Origin of the sequence: Mesorhizobium sp. BR1-1-2 (genome assembly GCF_020165435.1) — a bacterium.
Lineage (GTDB): Bacteria > Pseudomonadota > Alphaproteobacteria > Rhizobiales > Rhizobiaceae > Mesorhizobium.
Window position 1 is genome coordinate 249117 of the sequence record NZ_JAIUID010000003.1, and the last position, 22661, is coordinate 271777.

A 22661-nucleotide genomic window follows, 5' to 3' on the forward strand; every position below is an offset into this window, starting at 1 on the left:
TGGCGCAAGCCTCGATGACCGAGATCGGCGGCAAGAGCTTTGCCGCTCGCGATTCAATCAAGAATTGGGAGGCTGATTTGGCCGATAAGGTAAAAGTGCTGGTCGTGGGTCTCGGCAATATGGGCGCCTCGCACGCCAGCGCCTATCATCGCTCCGACGGCTTCGAGATCGTCGGCATCATGAGCCGCTCGATCAAGAGCAACAAGAAAATCCCCGCCGAACTTGCCGGCTATCCGCTCTACGAGGATTTCGACCTCGCGCTGAAGGAGACCAGGCCCGACGCCGTGTCGATCAACAGCTGGCCCAACACCCATGCCGAATACGCGCTGAAGGCGATAGCGGCCAACTGCCACGTGTTCATGGAAAAGCCGCTCGCCACCAACATCGAGGATGCCGAGAAGGTGGTGGCAGCCGCGCGTGCCAGGAACCGCAAGCTGGTGCTCGGCTATATCCTGCGAGTGCATCCATCCTGGATCAAGTTCATTGAGGTCGGCAAGACGCTGGGCAAGCCGCTGGTGATGCGCCTCAACCTCAACCAGCAGAGCAGCGGCAGCGCTTGACACTGGCACAAGAACCTGATCGATTCGCTGATCCCGATCGTGGATTGCGGCGTCCACTATGTCGATGTCATGTGCCAGCTCACCGGCGCCAGGCCGGTGCGCGTGCACGGCATCGGCGCCAAGCTCTGGGCGGAAGCCGACAAGCAGAATTACGGCCACCTCCACGTCACCTTCGATGACGGTTCTGTCGGCTGGTACGAGGCAGGCTGGGGCCCGATGATGAGCGAGACGGCCTATTTCGTGAAGGACGTGGTCGGCCCCAAGGGCGCGGTATCGATCGTCGCCGGCCAGCAGGCGAGCAGCGCAGCGGAAGCGGCGGAGGTCTCGAACTCGGCCGACATCGACCGCCACACAAAGACCGACGCGCTGAAGATCCATTATGCGGCGGTCGACGCCGACAAGAACTTTTCGAAACCCGACGAGATCGTCAGCATGGAGGACGAGCCCGGCCACCAGGAACTCTGCGACCGCGAGCAGGCCTTCTTCCTGCGCGCCATCCGCGAGGATCTCGATCTGACCGAGCAGATGGACGCCGCCGTCAACAGCCTGCGCATCGTGCTCGCCGCCGAACAGAGCATCGAATTGGGGCGCACCGTCGAGCTGACGTGAGACAAGCGCGCTGCTGGGGGCAGCAGTTCAGGTCGGCGCCGCCCCTCACTCAGCCCTCTCCCGAGAAGAACGGGAGGCGGGTCGGTAGCATCAGAGCGCTTTCCTTCTCCCCGTCGTTACGGGGAGAAGGTGCCGGCAGGCGGCTGAGGGGCGGCGCCAACGTTGGCCCGAAGCGATAGCTCGGGCGGCGGCGCAAGGCACAAAACCGGGAGGAGAGACATGGTCACCGACAGCCTGCTGAAAACCTATGCGAACTCCGATGCGCTGGATCTTGCTGACTTGGTGCATCGGGGCGAGGTTTCACCTGCGGAACTGGTCGAAGCGGCGATCACGTTAGTCGAGAAGCTCAACCCGGCGCTGAACGCGGTCATCCATCGCCTCTACGACATGGCGCGTGCCCAGGCGCAGACGGTCGACAAGAACGCTCCCTTTGCCGGCGTGCCGTTCCTGCTCAAGGAACTGGCCTCGTCCTGGACCGGCGCGCCGAACACCAATTCCTGCTTCTATCTGAAAGACGAGGTCGCCGATTTCGACACCGAAGTGGTCCGCCGCATGAAGGCGGCCGGGCTGGTGCTGGTCGGCAAGTCGAATGCGCCGGAAAACGGCTGGTCGATCACGACGGAGCCAAAACTCTACGGCACGACGAAGAACCCGTGGAAGGAAGGCATCACGCCGGGCGGCTCGAGCGGCGGCGCGGCGGCGGCCGTTGCTTCTCGCATGGTGCCGATCGCGGAAGCCAGCGACGGCGCCGGCTCGATCCGCATTCCGGCCTCCTGCTGCGGGATCGTCGGGCTGAAGCCGTCGCGCGGACGCGTCAGTCTGGCGCCGTTCGGCGATTATTGGTATGGCGGCGCCTACTTTCTCTGCTGCTCCCGCAGCGTGCGCGACACGGCGGCCTATCTCGACGCGGTGTCCGGGGCGCTGCCCGGTGATCCCTATACGCCACCAGTCCCCGACGCCTCCTGGCTCAGCCTGTCGGCCCAGGCGCCGAAGAAGCTGCGCATCGGCTTCACCGTCACGCCGCCCAACGGCACGACCATCGACGCCGAGGTAAAGGCGGCGGTGCTGGCGACCGTCGCGGGGCTTGAGCGGCTGGGCCATGATGTCGAGGAACACGACATGCCGCTCGACGCGGATTCCGTGTGGGCAACCTACACCAACATGACCTGCGTGCAGACGGCCGCGACATTCGACTACCATGAAACCGTGATCGGCCGACCGGTGACATCGGGTGATGTTGAGCCCGTGACCTGGGCGATCATCGAACGCGGCCGCGCCACCGGCGGCGTCAGGCACATCTCCGATGTCGAGCAGCTCAGGCAGGTCGGCCGCGACATCGTCGGCGACCTTTCGCCCTACGATCTCTTCGTCACCCCGACGCTGACGCAACTGCCGCGTCCGTTCGGTCATTACGACATGTCGGAGACCGACATCGACCGCTACAACGCCAAATGGACGGATGCGGCGTTCGCCTTCCCCTTCAACATCTCAGGCCAGCCGGCGATCTCGCTGCCGCTCGGCTGGTCGAAGGACGGCGTACCGATCGGGGTGCAGTTCGTCGGCCGCTACGGCGATGAGGCGACCGTGCTGGCAGCGTCGGCGCAGCTCGAACGGGAGATGCCGTGGAGGGATAGAAGGCCGCCGGTGAGCGGCTAGGTGCGCGGAATGGAGGGAGCCAATACCCCCGTCGCATTCTACGGCGCCCCCCTCTATCCCGCCGGACATCTCCCCCACGGGTGGGGAGATTGGCAGCGTCGGCGCCGGCTCCATTCTTGCAACGCTGAAAATCGGCGAAAGCGGTCACCACTACCACTCTCCCCCCTCGTGGGGGAGATGCCCGGCAGGGCAGAGGGGGGCGCCATAAAGCGCAAACGGTGACAGCGACCACCGCGCCCCCGCTACCCAATCCTCTCCAGCCGCCTCGGCAGCCGGTTCATGGCGACGGGCCCATCCGGCGTGATCAGGAACTGATCCTCCAGATTGAAGCTCGCCAACCCGTCGATGTAGAGCGGGATCTCGAAGGCCAGCACCATGCCGGCTTCGACCAGGATATCGCTGTCGGCCGCGATGAACGGCCATTGCTCCGAGAATACAGACTGGCCGACACCGTGGCCGAAATGGCCGCGGCGCCAGGAGCGCAGGCCTTGCCGCGCCAGGCTGTCGGTGGCGACGCGGTGCACATGGCCGAGCGAATTTCCCGGTACGAGTGCCGCCAGCCCGTCCTCGAAGGCGCGCTCGGCGATAGCGTGCAGCCCTGCCTGATCGGCGGAAGGCGGCCCGAAGATGTAGTTGCGCGACATGTCGGAGGCGTAACCGCCGACCGTGCAGACCATGTCGCATTTCAGCGGATCGCCTAATATGGCCTTGGCGTCGGCGCCCTTGGCCCGGGCGCCGAGCGTCACATATTCCGCCGTCGCGACCGGATGGGACAGCCCAGTCGCAGCGTCGGAAACACCTTGCCGATAGAGCGCGACGAGATCGGCCGGCCGCATGCCGGCCATCGCATCGACCTGCAGCCGCTCCAGCCCGGCTTCCGACAGGATGATGCCTTGCTGCAGGAGCTCGATCTCGCGCTGCGACTTGATCGCCCGCAGCCGATCCAGCACTGGCGAGCCGTCGACCATCCGGCAATGCGGCAGCAGCGCCTGCATGGCCGCGAAATCGGCGGCCGGAACAAAGTCGAGGTCGATGCCGAACGTTGCGCGCTCCAGTCCGAATTCGGCAAGCAAGGCTTGCAGCTGGCGTACCGAGCCGGCGAGATCGAGGGTGGCGGGCCGCGCGAAATCCGGCGCGCGGCCAAGCGAGACAAGGCCGGCCTCGATACGCTCCGCCAGGGGACGGCCTTGGGCTGCCATCTCGACTGGCGCGGATTCGATCCAGATCGGGTGCGAACGCACCACCGCTTCGGGCGCTGCGATCCGCAGCTGCGCCGCATTGAAGTCCGCGACGACGACGCCCATCGGCAGGTCTTGTTTGGCCGGAATGACGGCGAAGCCGGCGCCGGCACGCCGGAACAGCCCCGCCGGGCCGATCGAAGCACCGGTCGCATAGTGGAAGGCCTCGGACGCCGAGAGCACCAGCGCCTGCAGGCCGGCGCGTTCCATCAGCTGCGCGGCGCGTTCGCGGTCGACAAAGCCGGTCATGGTTCTCTCCGGATGGCTGAAGCGACATCGGAGCATTGCGGAAGCGGACAATCAAGCGGCACGATGCCGGTAGTCTCCGCTACAAGATGGAACTTGTCGTGGCCTGGAGCATTGCCCGGCGACGGCGGCAGGGGAGTGCGGCGAGCCCGCTATTTGATCGATTCCAGCTTGGCGAGGGCGGCGGTGAAGCCGGCCAGCGAAACCGGGATGGTGACCGGCTTGCGGGTCACCGATTCCATGCCGATGTTGAGATTGGTTCCCGATTTCATCGCCTTGATCAGCTCCGGCGGCAGCGGCGTGGCGGCATAGGCGCCGTTCTCGTCGCTGGTCTGGATGGCGATCGTCGTCTTCTGGCCCTGATCGATCTGGTAGCTGGCGCCGGAGGGCAGGAACAGCCCGTGCGGCAAAGCGAGCAGCATGGCGAGGGAGCCATTGCCGTTGTCGCGGCGCACGGTCACGGTCAGCACGCGCTGTCCGGTCTTGGCTTCGGTCAGATTCTGCGAAACCTGGCACTGGAGCTCGCTGTTCGCCGCGCCGCTTGAACAGTTCACTGCCCATGGATTGGCGTCGGCCGGCTTGGATTGAGCGGGCGGGGGCTGCGCCGGCTTGGCGTCCTCGGCAAGAGCCGGCGCGGCGACCGATGCGATCAGCCCCAGGGCGCCCAGTGTCGCGGTCAGATTTAACAGATTAGCACGCGCTAAAATGGCTGCCATGTTCTTTCATGCCCCGCATTTTTCTCGAAACGACAGGTATTTTCCTGCCGGCGGCTTGATACAATACTCCTGACTGTTCCGGAAGCCGCGCCCCGGCGTGGAGAGCCGGCAAAATTACTGTTGCGGTATTGTCACAGGTAAGAACTTTACGGCGCAACAACAGCAGTCACGACGTTGGGGACTCGCCATACAATAGAATTCGCGCAAGAATTGGTGCGGGGCGAGCAGTCCCCAAAGGGCGGCCAGGGATGGGAACTACCGAGACGTCTCGGCAGGTTGGGGGCATGGCAGCGCGCGGGGAGGATTTCCGCGTGCCTGTGGCCTATGGTCGTTCGCGCTTTGCAAGGCATCTCTGGAAGACGACGGCGCTTTCGACGCTGGCGCTGGCGTTGTCAGGCGTGGCCGCCTATGGCGAGGACGCCCTCTGGCAGCCGCAGATACGCGCTATCATCGGCGCCGACAACAATGGCGGCAACGCCGCGCTCGAAGGCTTCATCCCGATCAAGCAGACCGCCGAATCGGTGCTGTTCCTGGACGTCAGGGCCAAGCACGATTTCAAGGACGCGTTCGGCCAGGACGTCGGCCTGGGCATTCGCCGCATCGTCAATCCCGACCTGATGCTCGGCGGCTACGCCTATCTCAATGTCGAGAACTACAACTCCAACCAGTTCACGTCAGCCACGCTCGGGGCCGAGGCCATCACCCCGCATTTCGACGCGCATGTGAACGTCTTCGTGCCGATCAAGGGCGACACGACGGACCATTCGGTCTCCTCGACCCTGTCGATGGTCTCGAACCAGTTGATCGAGCAGATCTCGGTGCTCGACCATCGCGACTACGCGGCCTGGGGCATCGAGGGCGAGGTCGGCGCGCGGGTGCCGCTCAACCTTCCCGACAAGCATTCGCTGCGGCTCGACATAGGCGGCTATCATTTCGAGGATCCGCATGGCGATGACCGCGGCGTCACCGGGGTCAAGGCCGGCATCGAATATGAGATCGGCGATGTCTTCGGCACCGGAACGGCGCTGACCTTCACCGGCGAGGTGCGCAACGACAATCGCGACGACACCCAGTTCGCCGGCAGCGTGCGCCTGAGCATCCCGTTCAATCCCGGCCAAGGCGGCGCGGACAGCGGGCCGGAGCCGGTCTATCCGGTCAGCGAAGGCCTGCGCAAGCGCGTCAACGAGCGGGTGCGCGGCGACATCGGCGTCAGGATTCAGAGCCAGGATCTGCCCGGCGGCTCGACGACCCGCGTCGCCATCAACGCCGCCACCAATGCCGCCTTCGGAAAGTTCTACTACGCCGATGGCGGCCTGGCCGGCGCCGGCACGCTGGCCGATCCGACGACGCTGGACGACGCGGTGACCAAGGCAGGCGCGGGCGGTTTCGTGGTGGCGCTGGGCGGCAACGGCAACATCACCACCACCGGCACGACGCTCGCAGACGGCCAGACCGTCATCGGCGGCGGCCAAAGTGTCACCGCGAAGTTGTTCGGCGGCGGCACCGGCACCTTCAATCTGGGCGGCAGCGACGGCACCATCCAGGGCACCAACGTCGCTAACAACGTGATCACGCTCGGCAACGGCGACACGCTGAACGGCATCACCATCACCGGCGGCGCCGACGGCATCTTCGGCAACAACATCACCGGCGCCACGCTGACCAACGTCACGGTGACAGGCGGCGGCGGCAACGGCGCCGCCTTCACCGGCACCTCGACCGGCATCACCGGTTCCAATTTCACTGCAACCGGCAACGGCCTCGACGGCCTGCACATCGAAGGCGACGGCACCTACAATTTCGCCGGCACGACGCTGCTGCAGGGCAATGGTGACGACGGGCTCGATGCCAGCGGCCATGGCACCTATACATTCGCGACGCTCAACGCGAAGGACAATGCCGACCGCGGCATAACCGTTCAGGGCACCTCGACATCAGGCAGCTTCACCACTATCGGCGGCACCGTGTCGGGCAATGGCGGCGTCGGCGTCTTCATGGATCCGATCACCGCGCATGTTGTGCTGGATTCGATTACTCAGAGCGGCGGCACGTCGGGCGTCGTGCTCGATCAGGTGGCGGGCAGCTTCACCGTCAACGGCAGCACTACCGTTTCGAACACGTCAGGGCCGGCGATCGCCATTTCCGATTCGCCGGCGGCGATCCGCTTCGGCGATATCGATATCAGCGCTCCCGCCGGCGACGGCATCTCGTTTGCCGGCGTCAACGCGGCGGTTGTGGCCGGCAACATCGTCATCTCCGGCCTCGGCGTCGGCACCGGCCTCGACTTCTCCGGCAGCCATACGAACTTCACCGCGCGGTCGCTCAACATCGCCGGCACCAGTGCGGCCGGCTCGATCGGCATCGACCTCGCCTCGCCGAGTTCGGGCGGGGCAACGATCGTCATTACCGATGGCGGTGTGATCACGGGCGTCGACACCGGCGTGCGCTTCGGCATGGCCGGCTCGCTCGCCAATTCGGCCAATGCCGAATTCAGCTTCGGCGGCGGTTCGATATCAGGCATCACCGCCTCGCTCGACGCGCGCGGCCTCAACCAGACGCTCGGCCACTACGCCTTCGGTTCGACCACCTTCAGCGGCCCGCAACTGTTCGACCAGCAGAATGTCATCTTCGTCGGCGCCGCCGCGACCGGCTCGGGCACCGGCTCCTCGCTGCTCGACCTCGCCTCGATCGCCACAGCCGATGCTAACACCGACGGCTCCGCGATCTTCGTGCTGGTCAATCGCGGCACGATCGACGACGCCGACGGATTCTCGCTGAGCGCCGGGCAGACGCTGGCCTCGTTCGGCAACGGGCGGACCTTCTCGCTCGGCGGCCTCCCGGTCAACGTCACGGGCGACAACGTCGAGCACGCCAGCGCCGTCTCGGACGCGGCCGGCGCGGCGATGCTGACCAGTTCGGCCGGCGCGGACACGGTCACGCTGGCCAACAACACCTCGCTGCTCGACTTCAACCTCTCGAACGCCAATCCCGGCGGCAACGGCATCCATGGCAACAACGTCACCGGCGTGACGATAGGCGGCGTCAATGTCAGCGGCGCCGGCCTGAACGGGCTGCTGTTCGAGGGCGCCAGCAATGTCAGCGCCAACAATCTGACCTCGACCGGTAATGTCGGCGACGGCCTGCATATCGACGGCGACGGCACTTATGCCTTCAACGGCACGACGGGGCTTTCGGGCAATGGCGGCAGCGGCCTGTCCATCACCGGCGACGGAAATTACGCGTTCCAGACACTGAACGCATCCGACAATTTCGACTTCGGCGTCAACGTTCTCTCCGCGGCCGGCACATTCAGCACCACGGGCGGCGCGATCTCTGGCAACGGCGGTGGCGGGGTCGCCATGTTCGGCGCCAATCTCGACGTCACGCTAACTAGCCTGACGCAGGACGGCGGCCTGTTCGGCGCCATACTCATCGGCGTATCCGGAAACTTCGCCGTTTCCGGCGCAACGACGGTCAGCAACGCCTCTCTCGGCGGCCTCGGCATCTTCGACAGCACCGCCGATTTCACTTTCGGAGCCGTCGACATCTCGGACATCACCGGCGTCGGCATCGACCTCCAGAATTCCGGCGGCGCGGTCACCTTCGGCGGGCCGGTCACCCTGACCCATATCGACAACCAGGGCATCCTCGCCACCGGCAGCGCCGGCACGATCACCTTTAGCGGCCCGGTCAACATGTCCGATCCCGGAGACGGCATCTGGCTGGAAAACAACACCGGCGCCGTTTCGTTCAGCGGCGCCGTCACCATCGACCAGCCGTTCGATAGCGGCATCGACGTCGTCGGCACCAACGGCAATATCAGCTTCGACGACATCGATATCACCGGCCTGTGCAATTGCTCCACCGCGCTCGACCTCTCGGGCAGCACCTCGACCTTCACCGCCACCACGCTCGACATCAGCGGCAGTTCCGGCGGCTCCTCGATCGGCATCGACCTCTCGGGCACCAATGGCGGCTCGGTGAGCATCGGCGGCGGCGTCATCACCGGTGTCGACACCGGCGTCCAGATGGGCACCAACGGCCTGGCCGGAAGCACCGCCAACACGGCGTTCTCGTTCGGCGCGGCCGGCGGCGCGTCGATATCAGGCGTCATCGCCTCGCTCGACATGCGCGGCCTGCTCGCCGGCAGCGGCACCTATGCCCTCAACGGCACGCACCTGGTCGGACCGCAACTGTTCGACACGGCCGACGTCGTCTTCGTCGGCTCGACCAGCACCGGTACCGGCGACGGTTCCAGCGTCGCCAACCTGATCGATGCCGCAGCCGCCGACGACCTGACAACCAACGCCAACACGACCTTCGTGCTGGTCAAGACGGCGGCGGTGCAGACCACTGACACCGATGCCGACGGTTTCACGCTGGCCAGCGGCCAGTCGCTGGTCTCCTTCGCCAACGGCGCCATCATCAGCCTGGGCGGGCCGCCCGCCAACGTCACCGGCGCCGAGGTCGTCACGGGCGCGACGATGAGCGATCCGACGGGCTTCGGCGGCGCGACGCTGAACAACGGCGCCGGCAACACGATCGACCTCGCCAGCGGCAACACCGTCTCCAACCTCAGCGTCAACAGCTCGTTCCTGGCGATCGACGGCACGGCGTCGATCAACGGTCTCACCAGCACCGGCGTGACGATCCTGGGCGGGGTGATCGGGCTTTACCTCGGCAGCGCGTCGGGCGCGATCACTGTCAATGATCTGACCATCCAGGGGTCGGTGCCGAACGGCGTCGTGCTGGCCAACACATCCGCGACGGTCGACTTCACCGGCACCACGACGATCGCCGGCGGCAGCAACATCGCGCTGCTGGTCAATAATTTCGGCGGCACCGCCAATTTCGCCGATCTCGACATATCAGGCGGCAGCGGTCTCGGCATCGCGATCCTCAACGGCTCGAGCGGAAGCCTGACCTTCGGGGCGGCCAGCTCCATCGCCAACACCGGCGGCGGCGCGATCGTTATCGGCAGTTCGTCGGCCGACGTCGCCTATGACGGCACGATCAGCCAGAGCAGCGCGGCGAAAGCCGTCAGGATCGACGGCACCACCGGCGGCCTGATCACATTCGGCGGCTCCATCACCTCGACCGGCACTGGCGGCCTCTTCGATATCGGGGAGACGATCGCCCCCACCGACACCGCGATCCGCTTCATGGGTCCGCTGACGGCGACCGGCGGCGGTGGCGCGTCGATCACCGGTCTTGGCGGCGGCTCGACATTCGAGGTCAGCAGCACGCTGTCGATCACCGGCGCGACCGGCGACGGCCTTTCGATCGCGAGCGTCACCAGCACCGCCAGCGCGGCCTTCGGCGCGGTCACGATCACCGGCGCTGGCGGCAACGGCATCGACATTTCCGGCAATGCCGGCCAGGTGAGCTTCGGCACGACCAATGTGACCATGGGCGCGGCCGCCAACATGGCCGGCATCAATTTCAGCGGCACCAACAACAACGTGAATTTCGGCACGACCACCGTCAGCGGCCTGGGCGCCGGCGCCAACCAGAAGGCCATCGACTTCGCCGGCTCGGCCACGACGGCCGGTTTCGGCCTGACGACCATCACCGGAAATGACGATGCGAGCTCGCGCGGCATCGACCTGTCCTCGACGACAGGCAACCGCACCATCACCTTCCTGACCGGGTCGTCGATCTCCGGCGCCGGCATCGGCGTCGACCTGTCGTCCGGCCAGACGACGGCGACCAGCGCCAATGCCAACTTCACCTTCGGCGACGGCGAATTCGCCGACGCCAACGGCCGCAATTCCACGATCACCGCGGCGGCGGGCAATTTCACCGTCAACACGGTGGGCCTCGCCGCGACCGGCAATTACGATTTCGACGACGTTGCCTTCACCGGCAACGCCAATCTGGCCAGCGCCGTCGGCGGCGTCATCATGGTCTCGCAAACGGGTGGCGTCATCAATGCCGGCACGAACGGGCTCAGCGCCGCTGTTACCACGGTCACGGTAGCCCAGGCCGATGCCATTGTCGGCACGCAGACCTTTGCCTTCGTTGGCACGGTCGATCTCAGCGGCACGCCGTTCACGCTCGATTCCGGCCAGTCGATCACCGGCTTCGGCAACGGCAACGCCATCACCACGACCGGCACCATCCAGCCGGTGAACGTGCAGGGCAATCTCGGCGCCACCGGCGGCGACGTCACCGGCGACGCAGGCGTGGTCAGGAGCACGGGCAGCGATACCCTGCATCTGCTCGGCAGCAATCAGGTGCGCAACACCGACTTCGACTTCACCGGCGGCAGTGGCTCGGTCTTCACCATCGACCAGAGCGCCGGCAGCTTCAACAATGCCGGCGGCATCGTCATCGAAGGCGTCAAGATCAGCAATGTCGCCGCCGGCCAGACGGCGTTCAAGGTCGCTGGCCTCGACACCAATTTGTCGATCACCAACAACAACGTCAACGTCGCCGGCACGCTGCTCGACGTCAACGGCGGCGCCGGCAATATCACCGTGACGCGCGGCACCTTGCCCAATGGCGGGCCGGCCGGCACGCTGACCGGCGGCGGCATCTCGATCGCCAATCACGGCGGCAATCTGATCAATTTCACGGACAAGGTGACCGTTGGCGGCAACGGCGTCTCGCTCACCAGCAATCTCGGCACAACCATCAACTTCACCGATGTGGGCATTTCCACGAACGGCGCCACGGCCTTCAGCGCCACCGGCGGCGGCACGATCAACGTCCTGACGGGTACGGTCAACGCCACCAACGCCCAGGCTGTGGCCCTCGACGGCATCACCGGCAACATCGATTTCGCCTCGACCAGCGCGACGTTCGGTTCCGGCAGCGGCATCGACCTGCAGAACCTCGGCGGCACGTTCAATTTCGGCACCGGCACGCTGACCAACACCGGTTCGGGCACGGCCTTCAATGTGGGCTCGGCCACCAATGCGAGCGGCGGCAACGCGAACATATCCTACGCCGGCGCCATCGTCAGCAACGGCACCGGCGCGGCAGTCTCGATCCAGGAATTGACCGGCGGTTCTGTGACGCTGTCGGGCAACCTGACCGACGCCGTGAATACCTCCGCCGGCGGTAATGTCGTCGTTGCCGGCATCGACAACGGCACGGCGGCGACGGTCACCTTCTCCGGCACGACCAAGCAGATCAGCTCGGGCGCGACGGACGGCGTCAATCTCGGCCTCTTGGGCAATTTCCCGACGGGTACGCCGGCGCCCAACACGAACGGCACGATCAACTTCACCCAGGGCGGCCTGGCCATAACGACGACGGACGGGACAGGCTTCGTCGCCGGCTATGGTGGTACTGTCAGCGTGTCCGGCGCCGGCAACACGATCGCCGCCTCAAACGGCAACGGGTTGGTCGTATCCTTCGCCGATGTGGGCAGCGATGGCGTCACCTTCGACAGCATCTCGGCGAAATCCAACAGCGATGGCGCCGGCGTCTTCCTGTGGGGCTCTGTCCTCGCTGGTGACGTCGACATCGGCGGCCTGAGAGATACCGGATACACAGGCGCCTCGCTGTTCGGCCTGAGCGGCACCGGCGAGGTTAATTTCACCGGCACGACCGATCTCGACGTCAGCTATACCGGGTTCGACATTGGTGGGCCTCAGGTAGGCACCATAAACATCGCCAATGTCGCGGGATCCGCCCTGACCATCGATGGCGGCCAGTTCGGCATCAGACAGAGCTCGCAGGGCGGAACCATAAACGTCGGCGTCAACGGCAGCGCCAGCATCACAAACACCACCCTTGCGGCCCTCAGCCTCGGCGGCGGCAATGACCTGGCCTTTACCACGCTGACCTACAACGGTTCGATCACGATCGGTGCCGGCGCGGTGTTGAGCGCCAGCGGCGACGGCACCCGTCTGAACATGAGCGGGTCAGTCAATTCCACCACGTCATCGACAGCCTTCGACTTCTTTGGTCATGCCGATGGCATATACGATATTTCGAGCACCATCGACCACAGCGGCGGCAAAGGTGTCGCTATCGGCGGCTCCGCCAACGGCACAGTCACCTTCTCAGGCACGTCGAAGAAATTCGACACCGGCGCCAACGATGCCATCGTCAAAGCGCCTGTATACGTAATGGACCCTCAGACCAAGGGCACGCTGGCCTTCACCAATGGCGGTCTCGTCATCACCACGACCAGCGGCGCCGGCTTCATCGCCAGCACCACCGGCTCCGGCACGGTCACCGTCAGCGGCTCCGGCAACACCATCACCACCACGACAGGCACCGCGCTCAAGCTCGACGGCGCGAGCGTCGGGGCGGGCGGCATCACTTTCGGCTCGGTTTCGGCCAATGGCGCGGCGACCGGCGTTTCGCTCAACAATGTCAGCGGCGGCGGGCTCGATCTCGGCGCGGTCGACCTGGAAGGCATCACCTCGCGCGGCGTCGACATTTCGGGCACGCTCGGCTCGACGTTGGACTTCGATAGCCTGAAGATAGGCCTCAATGCCCCGAGCGCGATCGGTCTCGATCTCAATGGCGCTTCGCTCGGCGCGAGCACCATCACGGCGGGCGATTTCGACGTCGACGGCGGCAGCTTCGCCGGCACGATCGGCATCGACATGGCCGGCACGACCGGCACCGGCACGATCCAGCTCGGCGACGCCGCCAACAACAATCCGGCGGGCCAGACCTCGACCATCGGCAATGTCGGCTATGGCGTCCAGTTCTCCAGCGCCACCAACGCCAGGCTGGTGTTCGGCGACGGCGCGGGCCTGGCCGAATCGACGATCGCGACCACCGGTGGCCAGGTCATCCACGCCACCGACACCCTGCCGACCAATGGCGACTACAATTTCAACGACGTCAATTTCACCGGCGACATTTCCAACCTGTCATCGTTTAACATCTACTATGTCGTCGAGGGGGGCACCGGCGACGGCAGCCTTGCCAATCCGGGCAGCTACGCGAGTGCTCAGACGTCCACGGCCAATGTCATCGTGCTGATCGACAAGAGCGTCGACGGCAGCCAGTCGACCATCGACATGAGCGGCACCACCTTCGATCTCGATGACGGACAGGTCCTGCTCGCCTTCAAGGACAACGACGCGGCCATCGATGTTTCGCAGCTCGGCGTCGACACCAGCAGCGGCGCGTCGGCTGCATTCCATTTCACCACGGTGCAGAACTCGCCGATCATCTCGGCGCCTGCCGGTATCGACACGCTGCGGCCCATCCTGCAGAGCAACAACGCCACTTCGGTGATCGACCTGGCGACATCAGGCAGCGGCATCTTCACCGGCGGCATCCAGAACCTCATCATCCGCAATACCGGCACCGGCGCCGGCATCTTCGGCAACGCGTCGGCCGCCTCCAGTTTCTTCCTCAGGAACAACGATATCACTGCCGGCGGCAACGCGCTCGACTTCTCCGCGACGGGCGCAGCGGCCAACACGCTTCTGCTGTCGATCGACGGCAATACGCTGGCATCCACCGGCTCCGCTCTGGCCGGGTCCTTCGTCGGACAGAACATCGACCCGGACCTGAACTCGATCGCGATCAGGTCGTTTGCCAACAACAAGGTGACCGGCGGCACCGGCGGCGGCATCGCCTTCACCAATGTCCGTTTCGATTCCGACGGCGCCGGCGGCTTCGTCAGCGCCGGCACGCTCGACATCGGCACCACTGGTGCGCGCGTCCAGGGGAACGGCCTGAGCCTCACGGGCACCAGTGGTACGCTCGATCTCGGCACCTTCACCGTTGCCAACAATGGCGGCACCGGCGTGCTCGTCGACACCAAGGGCCCGCCCGCCACTACATTCACGCTGAACAGCAGCGGCGGCACGGTCGATACCACCAATGGCGCGGCGTTCAATCTCGACCCGCTGACCGTAAACTTGACGGTGGCCAGCGTCACCGCCACCGGCGGCGCCAGCGGCGTCATCTTCGACGGCGTCACCGGCACCTTCACGGTCACGGGCGCGACGACCATCACCGGCACAACGGGCGCCGGCATCAGTTCCAGCGCCAGCAATCTCGCCGGCACCTTCAATTTCAACACGCTGACGGTGAACAACACCGCCTCGACGGGCGGCGGCATCGGCTGGGAGAGCGGCACGCTCAACATCGGCGGTCTCGCCAACATCGACACCGCCAGCGGGGCCGGCCTGTTCCAGGGCGGCGGCACGACCAGCTTCAGCGGCGGACTGACCATCGACACCACCACCGCCACCGGCATTTCCGGCCCCGGCGGGACGATCAACATCCTCGCCACCGCTGGCAGCGAGACGGTGAATTCCACCAGCGGCCAGGCGATCAATCTCACCAATGCCGCCCTCGACATCGCGCTCGATTCGACGTCATCCGGCGGCGGCGGCAGCGGTGTCGTCCTGGTCAATGCCACCGGCGCCGCCAGCCTCGGCACCGGCACGCTGAGCGGCGGCAGCGGCACGGCGTTCAGCGTCGACGGCGGCACCGTAAGCACCACCTATGGCGGCGACATCACCCAAACGAGCAACGCGGCCCTGGTCTCGGTCTCATCGGGCCATACTGGCACGCTGACCTTCACCGGCACGCTGTCGGCGACCAACGGCACCGGTCTGCAATTCCTCGATGCGGACGGGAGCTACAATTTCAACGGCACCACGACGTTGAATGGTGGGGCCGCCGCCATCAATATCATCAGCAACTCGGGCGGCACGTTCAACTTCGGCACCGGCACCTCTATCACCAGCCCGAACAGCACGGCCTTCAACGTCGATACAAGCGCGGCGAACGTCACCTATAGCGGCAACATCACCCAGGGCGGCAATCTCGCGCTGGTCGCCATTACGGGCCACACCACGGGAACGATCACCTTCCAGACCGGCACGTTGTCGGCAACCAACGGCACCGGCCTGCAGTTCGACAATGCCGACGGCACCTACAATTTTAACGGCACGACGACGCTCGCCGGCGGCGATGCTGGCGTCGATATCACGACCGGGTCGGGCGGCACGTTCGGCTTCGGCACCGGCACCTCGATCACCAATCCGAGCGGTGTCGGTTTCCTTGTCAATGGCGGCACTTCAAACGTCACCTACAATGGTACGGTCGGCAAAACCCTGGCCGGCAAGATCGTCGATATCTCCGGGGTCACCGGCGGCGCGATCACTCTGGCCGGTAATCTTACCGCCAGTGGCGACTTGGACAACGGCATCTTCGTCCATAGCAACACGGGCGGCACGTTTACCTTCAGCGGTGCCACCAAGACATTGACCACCGGCACCAACACCGCTGTCGACCTGGCGACCAATACGGGCGCGACGATAAACTTCAGCAATGGCGGTCTTGCCATCACCACCACAGGCGGCATCGGCTTCAGCGCCACAGGCGGCGGCACGGTGAGTGTCACGGGGTCCGGCAACACGATTTCGACCGGCAGCGGCGCGGCGGTTAACATGGACACCGTCGCTGTCGGCGCTGGCGGCATGACCTTCGCTTCCACGAACACGAGCGCCGGCAGCGGCAGCGCCGTAATCCTCGACACCGTTACCGGCGGAACGGTCAACTTCGGCGGTGGCGCGCTGGTCGGCGGCGGCAGTGCCACGATCCGAATCGGGGACGGCGCCGGCAGCGCCAACACCGGCGGCACCGCGGCTTTCGCCTATGCCGGCACCATCACCAGCGGAACCGGCCGTGCGATCGATATCCAGGATCGCGCCGCAGGCGCCGGCAATATCACGCTGTCGGGGAACATCAGCCACAATGTGGCCGGCCAGACCGGCATCCTCCTGGACGACAACGCCGCCGGCATCATCACTTTCTCGGGCGCCTCGAAGTCGATCACGTCGGGCAGCGCGACAGCCGTCAACCTGACGGACAATGCCGGCGCGACGATCAACTTCACCAATGGCGGCCTGGTCATCAGCACGACCAGCGGCATCGGCTTCAACGCCACCGGTGCGGGTCCGGCAGCAACCACCGGCGGCACGGTGACGGTTCAGGGCACCGGCAACACGATCAGTTCGCCAACCGGTACGGCGCTCAATGTCGTCAACGCGACGATCGGAGCGAGCGGGCTGGTCTTCCGGAACATTTCGTCCACGGGTTCGAGCGGCAATGCCGGGATCGTGCTCGACAACACCGGCACGAGCGGCGGACTTACGGTGACGGGCACCGGCACGGCGGGAACCGGTGGCACGATCTCGAACAAGACCGGCGCCGATATCCTGACCGGCTCGGACGCCAGCGGCCAGACCACGTCCGGAACCAACGGCACCGGTATTTTCCTGCGCAACGCGGTGAACGTTTCGTTGACCAACATGCAGCTCAACGACTTCACGAACTTCGCGGTCTACGGCAACACGGTCACCAACTTCACGATGACCGGCATGACCATCAGCGGCGTCAACGGCAACAGCAATGCCGGTAATGTGGAAGAAAGTGCTGTCCGCTTCGACAATCTGCTCGGCAGCGCCTCGATCACCGGTTCCAAAATCAGCGGCGGCGCGTACGGCAACCTCGCCGTCTGGAACACCAGCGGCACGCTGAACCGGCTGACCATGAGCGGCAACACGTTTGGCCTGATCAGTTCAACCCTTGGCAACGACAACGTCGACTTCACCGTCTACAACAACGCAACCGCGAATGTGACGCTGGACAACAACACATTCTCCGGCACACGCTCCGACTTCTTCGAGGCGATCGCCAACAACAATGCGATCATGGATGTAGTGGCGACTAACAATACATTCCATAACGGCCAGACGATCATACCGGGCGGTGGCATCGCAATTTCGGTGCGCAGCGGCTCTGGCGGCAACACGTCCGCCGCAACCACCACCTTCAACATTGCCAACAACATTGATACCGATGGCGGTACCAACGCCTTCGGCACCGTCGGCATCTTCGTTGCAAAGGGCCAGGATCTAGGAACTGTGACCGGCAAGATCACCGGCAATCAATTGGTGGGCCAGCCGGGCTCAAATTCCGATGGCATCTTCGTCCGCGCCGCCGGTGCCAGCGGCACGCTGACAACGCTCATCCAGAATAACACCATCACCGGTTGGGGCAATGCCGGCATCCACCTGCAGAACAACGATGGCAGCGCGACGATGAACGCCTCGGTGTTCGGCAACAGTGTGACTGCCGCGGGCGTTGCCTTCCCGTATTCTGCATTCTTCGCGGACAATGGCGCTACGGCAACAGATACCGGCACGATGAATCTTGTGCTTGGCGGTACCTCGGCAGGGCAACAGAATACTTTCACGGGCGGTGCCGGCGCCGTGGCGGACGTCAGTCTTGGCAATCTCGCCACGACAACACTCAACTTGTCGCGCAACGGTTCGGTTGCCGGCACCGCAGATGGCGTGGTTCAGGACGACAATGTCGGAACGCCAACCGTCAACATAATCAGCAGCCCTGTCACACTGGTGGGTACGCTACCGCCAACGCCGCCATAATCGAAGGTCGTCAGCCGGACGGCTGACGCACCTGGGATTTCAGCGCAGTAGACCTGTCAGGATGGTGCGTCGACTATGGTTGATACAGCGATGCGCACCAGCCGACGTGGAGGGCTGATGGCGGCGTAATTATGTTACGCCGCGTTGAGTGGGACAGCCGAGCATATTTTCGACGTAATTTAATAAAAGCAAAGTAAAACAAATTATTTTTCGCTCTGGTATGATGTTGCGTAAATTATCACCATCTGCTTATTATGTATTAGAAGCGAGGGGGGCGAGGATGTCGGAACCATTTCTTTCCGAAATCAGAATCATGTCTTTCGTATTTGCGCCCAAGGGTTGGGCGTTGTGCAATGGACAATTGCTGCCCATTGCACAGAACCAGGCGCTGTTCTCGCTGCTGGGAACCACCTTCGGCGGCGATGGCCGGGTGAATTTCGCACTGCCTGACTATCGCGGGCGCGTGCCGATTCATGTCGGCAGTGGCCACACTTTGGGCGAGCGAGGCGGCGAACAGGCGCACACGCTTCTGATCGGGGAATTGCCGTTTCACAGCCATGTCGAGCAGGCCACGACCGCCAACGCCGACACGCCGGTGCCCACTGGCAATTTGCTGGCAACCGTAGCCAACACCTATACGCCACCTGGGAACGTCACGGCGATGGACCTCGGCACGCTGGCACTTGCCGGCGGCGGCCAGGCACATATCAACATGCAGCCGTTTCTGACACTGAGCTTCTGCATCGCCTTGCAGGGCATCTTCCCGTCGCAGAATTGAGAGAGCGCAACAATGGGACAACCCTTCGTTGGCGAAATTCGCATGTTTGCCGGCAATTTTGCGATAGCCGGCTGGATGTTCTGCGAAGGGCAGCTGCTGCCCATCTCGGAGAACGAGACGCTTTTCCAGCTGATCGGCACCACCTATGGCGGCGATGGCCAAAGCACATTCGCGCTGCCCGACCTGCGCGGCCGCCTTCCGGTACATCAAAGCGCCGACTTCATTCTTTCCCAGACCGGCGGCGTGGAAGAGGTTACGCTTACGCCCCAGCAGATTCCTTCGCACACGCATCCGTTCCTTGCGTCGCTGAACAATGCCGGGGCAAGCACCCCGACCGGCAACATGACCGGCCAGGTCGGTGCGTCGCAAATCTATCGTGAGGCGCCGGCGACTACGCCGATGTCTCCGCAGACCGCCGGGCAGACCGGCGGCAGCCAGCCGCATACGAATTTCCAGCCGTATCTCTGCGTCAATTTCATTATCTCGCTGTTCGGGATTTTTCCCTCGCCGACTTAAAGAGGACCGTCATGGCCGACCCGTTCGTCGCCGAAATCCGTATCTTTCCGTTCAATTTCGCGCCCAAGGGCTGGGCCTGGTGCGATGGCCAATTGCTGCCGCTGTCGCAGAATACCGCATTGTTCTCGCTGCTCGGCACTACTTATGGCGGCAACGGCACATCCAACTTTGCCTTGCCAAATTTGCAAGGCCGCGCGCCGATGCACCCGGGACAAGGACCAGGGCTTTCGCTACATGGCCTCGGCGAGCCGGGTGGTTCGGAGACTGTGCAGTTGCTGATATCGGAGATGCCGCAGCACGGGCACACGATGATGGCGAACGTTAATCCCGCCAATCTGGCGACGCCAAGTCCGGCACGATCCTTCGCGCGTACCTCGCCCGGGACGTCTTATTCGGCGACGGCTTCGTTGACGCCGCTTAGCGATCAGGCGGTACGGCCCGCCGGCGGCGACCAGCCGCACAACAACCTGCAACCCTACCTCACCTGTAACTTCTGCATCGCGCTGCAAGGCGTCTTCCCGCCGAGAGGCTAATTCCCCGCCAACAGGGCAGGACCGATATCATGGCCAAGACAGCAGAACCAAAATCGAAGGCCCCCGGGGCCAAGACGCCGGCAGCAGCGCCAAGGGCCGCCTCCAAGGCTCGCGAGAGCGCGCGCTCGCGGCGACCCGGTACTGCGCCGGCCTACCAGCACATGCCCGCCGGCGGGTCCTTTTTCGAGCTGTCGCGGCTGATGGTCGTCGGCATCGATTCCGCCAAGGGACAACTGATCCAGAAGGCGCAGACCTCGCCGAACGGACCATGGCCGTCGGCCTGGTCTGTCATCGCGCCCGGCGCGTGGGTGATCATGACCGCGGGGCTCACCAAGGACGGTCGCGTCGCCGTGGTTGCGCAGCTGTCGGGCACCACCAGCCTGTCCTTCATCACCGAGGATGCCAACCAGATCGGCCCGATCGACAAGTGGACCGCGCCGGTCGGCATCGGCGCTCCGCCCGGCGCCGCCAGCTACCAGAAGCTGTGCATGGCGCGCGATGCCGACGGCCGCATCGAGATCTTCCTCACCGACAATCTGGGCCGCGTCTGGTGGATCTACCAGAACCCGGATGTGATAGTTCAAGTGCAGAAGACCATAACCCCGCCCGGCACGACGACACCGATTGTCGTGACCGTCGACGAGCTCAGGCCGCCCGCCCTGCCGTGGAGCGCCTGGATTCAGCTGACCGGCCAGCTTGTGGCGATCACCGCGCTACGCCAGGCTGACGGCCGCATCGCGCTGTTCGGCATCAACTCCGCCCTCCATCTCTATCGCTGCCAGCAGGCCAAGGCGCAGGCGCTGACGGTCGCCGACTGGACGCCATGGGTGCAGATCGACGCCGGCTACCCGTTCACGGAAATGGCGCCGATTGTCGGTCCGCTGGGCGCCACCAATCTCTTTGCCATGACGCAGCAGGGCCAGGTCCTGCACACCAAGCAATTGCCGGCCGGCTCCGACACCTGGACGGCCTGGGCGACGCCCGGCTACAGCAGGGTTCCCAGATATACGCTCTGCGCCGGCATCCAGGGCGACGGCGACATCGTGCTGGTCGCCTCCGACCAGCAGCATGTTCACTCCTTCAACGCCCAATACGACGCCACAACCCAGAACTGGTCGGGATGGCGAGATTTCAACGCCTCCGGCGCCAACACCCGCCTGTCGCTCGACTACAATGCCGATGGTCGTCTTGCCTTGTTCTCGATGATGATCCAGAACGACGGCACGAATGGTCTGTGGACCATCAATCAGATGGCCATGGACAGTTCGGAATGGGAGTGGACCTGGACGGCGCTGGCCACCAGCAACCTCAAGCAGATTGCCGTGGTGCGCGACCTGACGCCGCCGGTGTGACGTCAGGCAGCGTGACAGAAGCGAAACTGGCGCAGCGGCTCCCGGCCTGGCCGCGGTCGCGGCAGGCCGGCCTCACTTTCCGCCCCGCCACGGAGGCCGACATGCCGTTCCTGGCGCGGCTCTACGCCTCGACCCGTATCGAAGAACTGGACGTGACGGACTGGAGCGAGGCGCAGAAAGCCGCCTTCCTCGACATGCAGTTCCAGGCGCAGCACGCGCATTACCGCAAGCATTATCCCGAGGCCGACTGGCTGGTGGTGGAGCGGGCCGGACAGCCCATAGGCCGCCTCTACATCGAGCGCTGGCCGAGCCAGCATCGCATCATCGACATCGCCTTGCTGCCGGCCCATCGCCGCAAGGGTCACGGCTCAGCACTGCTGCGCGACCTCATCGACGAGGCATGGTCATCGGGCAAATCGGCCTCGATCCATGTCGAGAAGAACAATCCGGCCAGGCGGCTCTATCTCGAGCTCGGCTTCGCAGTGGTCGAGGACAAGGGCGTCTACGATCTAATGGCGTGCGCGCCGCCGCGGGGTGGCGCGGACAGTGGGTGAACGGGAACGCCATCCGCTTCGTCATTCCCGGGCCGAGAATCCTGTTCCGGTCGCCGCACAATTCGGCGGTGCTTGTTCGCTACCGACCCTTCGCGCCAGCGTCTCACAAATCGCACTACTGCTGCGCTCACGCCTGCTTCCAAACTCTAATTGAAGACCGCCTCATAAAGCAGTCCCGTCGCGTCGGCGGCCACAGGCACGATGAAGATATCGTGGGTATCGCCATTGCCGGCGAAGCGGTAAGTCGCCTGCGGCAGCGCGGTTGCGCGCGGGCCCTTGAACAGCAGCGAGAAACCGCCGCCCGGGCGCGGGCTGGAGGCGATGCGGTTGACCGCGCTCAATTCGAGCGCGATCTGCCTGCCGCCGGCCTCGACGGTGAATGCCTGCCCGACCGCCTGTTCGAAATCCGATGCCGACGCCATGCCACCCCGCTTCAAAGCGCTTGCTGGAGCGGGCGGCCAAGCGCAGCCCCGCTCCGGCTCCTCATTTCCTCGCAATTCCGGACGCAAGACGCT

The 22661-nt window shown here is 64.7% G+C and carries 10 protein-coding genes and 1 pseudogene; 8 read left to right on the forward strand and 3 right to left on the reverse strand.

Features of this window, described 5'->3' with window-relative positions; translation table 11 throughout:
• Window positions 1-77: 77 nt before the first annotated feature.
• Window positions 78-1169, forward strand: a pseudogene (locus tag LB551_RS07750) (Gfo/Idh/MocA family protein).
• 219 nt (window positions 1170-1388) lie between these two features.
• The gene (locus tag LB551_RS07755; protein ID WP_224658744.1) at window positions 1389-2825 is read left to right on the forward strand and encodes an amidase; all 1437 of its coding nucleotides are present in this window, start codon (window positions 1389-1391) and stop codon (window positions 2823-2825) included.
• Between the two features lie 242 nt (window positions 2826-3067).
• Here the strand turns inward: LB551_RS07755 and LB551_RS07760 are convergent, their stop codons facing one another.
• Both LB551_RS07760 and LB551_RS07765 read right to left on the reverse strand, forming a co-directional pair.
• Window positions 3068-4312 (reverse strand): M24 family metallopeptidase, encoded by a 1245-nt coding sequence (locus tag LB551_RS07760; protein ID WP_224658746.1) that lies wholly within the window; start codon window positions 4310-4312, stop codon window positions 3068-3070.
• A 149-nt stretch (window positions 4313-4461) separates the two neighbouring features.
• Window positions 4462-5025, reverse strand: a complete 564-nt coding sequence (locus LB551_RS07765; protein ID WP_224658748.1) for an invasion associated locus B family protein — start codon at window positions 5023-5025, stop codon at window positions 4462-4464.
• Between the two features lie 284 nt (window positions 5026-5309).
• Here LB551_RS07765 and LB551_RS07770 point away from each other — a divergent pair, with 284 nt between their 5' ends.
• From LB551_RS07770 to LB551_RS07795, 6 genes are all read left to right on the forward strand, one after another.
• Window positions 5310-18413: a beta strand repeat-containing protein gene (locus LB551_RS07770; protein ID WP_224658750.1), complete on the forward strand. Its 13104-nt coding sequence runs from the start codon at window positions 5310-5312 to the stop codon at window positions 18411-18413.
• 280 nt (window positions 18414-18693) lie between these two features.
• The gene (locus LB551_RS07775; RefSeq protein WP_224625449.1) at window positions 18694-19191 is read left to right on the forward strand and encodes a phage tail protein; all 498 of its coding nucleotides are present in this window, start codon (window positions 18694-18696) and stop codon (window positions 19189-19191) included.
• A 12-nt stretch (window positions 19192-19203) separates the two neighbouring features.
• Window positions 19204-19707, forward strand: a complete 504-nt coding sequence (locus LB551_RS07780) for a phage tail protein (RefSeq protein ID WP_224625404.1) — start codon at window positions 19204-19206, stop codon at window positions 19705-19707.
• A gap of 11 nt (window positions 19708-19718) precedes the next feature.
• Complete coding sequence (locus tag LB551_RS07785) at window positions 19719-20240, forward strand: phage tail protein (RefSeq protein WP_224625403.1); 522 nt, start codon at window positions 19719-19721, stop codon at window positions 20238-20240.
• Window positions 20241-20269: 29 nt separating this feature from the next.
• Window positions 20270-21592 carry a hypothetical protein gene (locus tag LB551_RS07790; RefSeq protein ID WP_224625402.1) on the forward strand — a complete coding sequence of 441 codons (1323 nt, stop codon included), beginning with the start codon at window positions 20270-20272 and terminating at the stop codon, window positions 21590-21592.
• 11 nt (window positions 21593-21603) lie between these two features.
• Window positions 21604-22146, forward strand: a complete 543-nt coding sequence (locus LB551_RS07795; RefSeq protein WP_224625401.1) for a GNAT family N-acetyltransferase — start codon at window positions 21604-21606, stop codon at window positions 22144-22146.
• Between the two features lie 146 nt (window positions 22147-22292).
• Here LB551_RS07795 and LB551_RS07800 read toward each other — a convergent pair whose 3' ends face one another.
• Window positions 22293-22568, reverse strand: coding sequence for a DUF6916 family protein (locus LB551_RS07800; RefSeq protein ID WP_224625400.1), 276 nt, complete (start codon window positions 22566-22568; stop codon window positions 22293-22295).
• Between the last annotated feature and the right edge of the window lie 93 nt (window positions 22569-22661).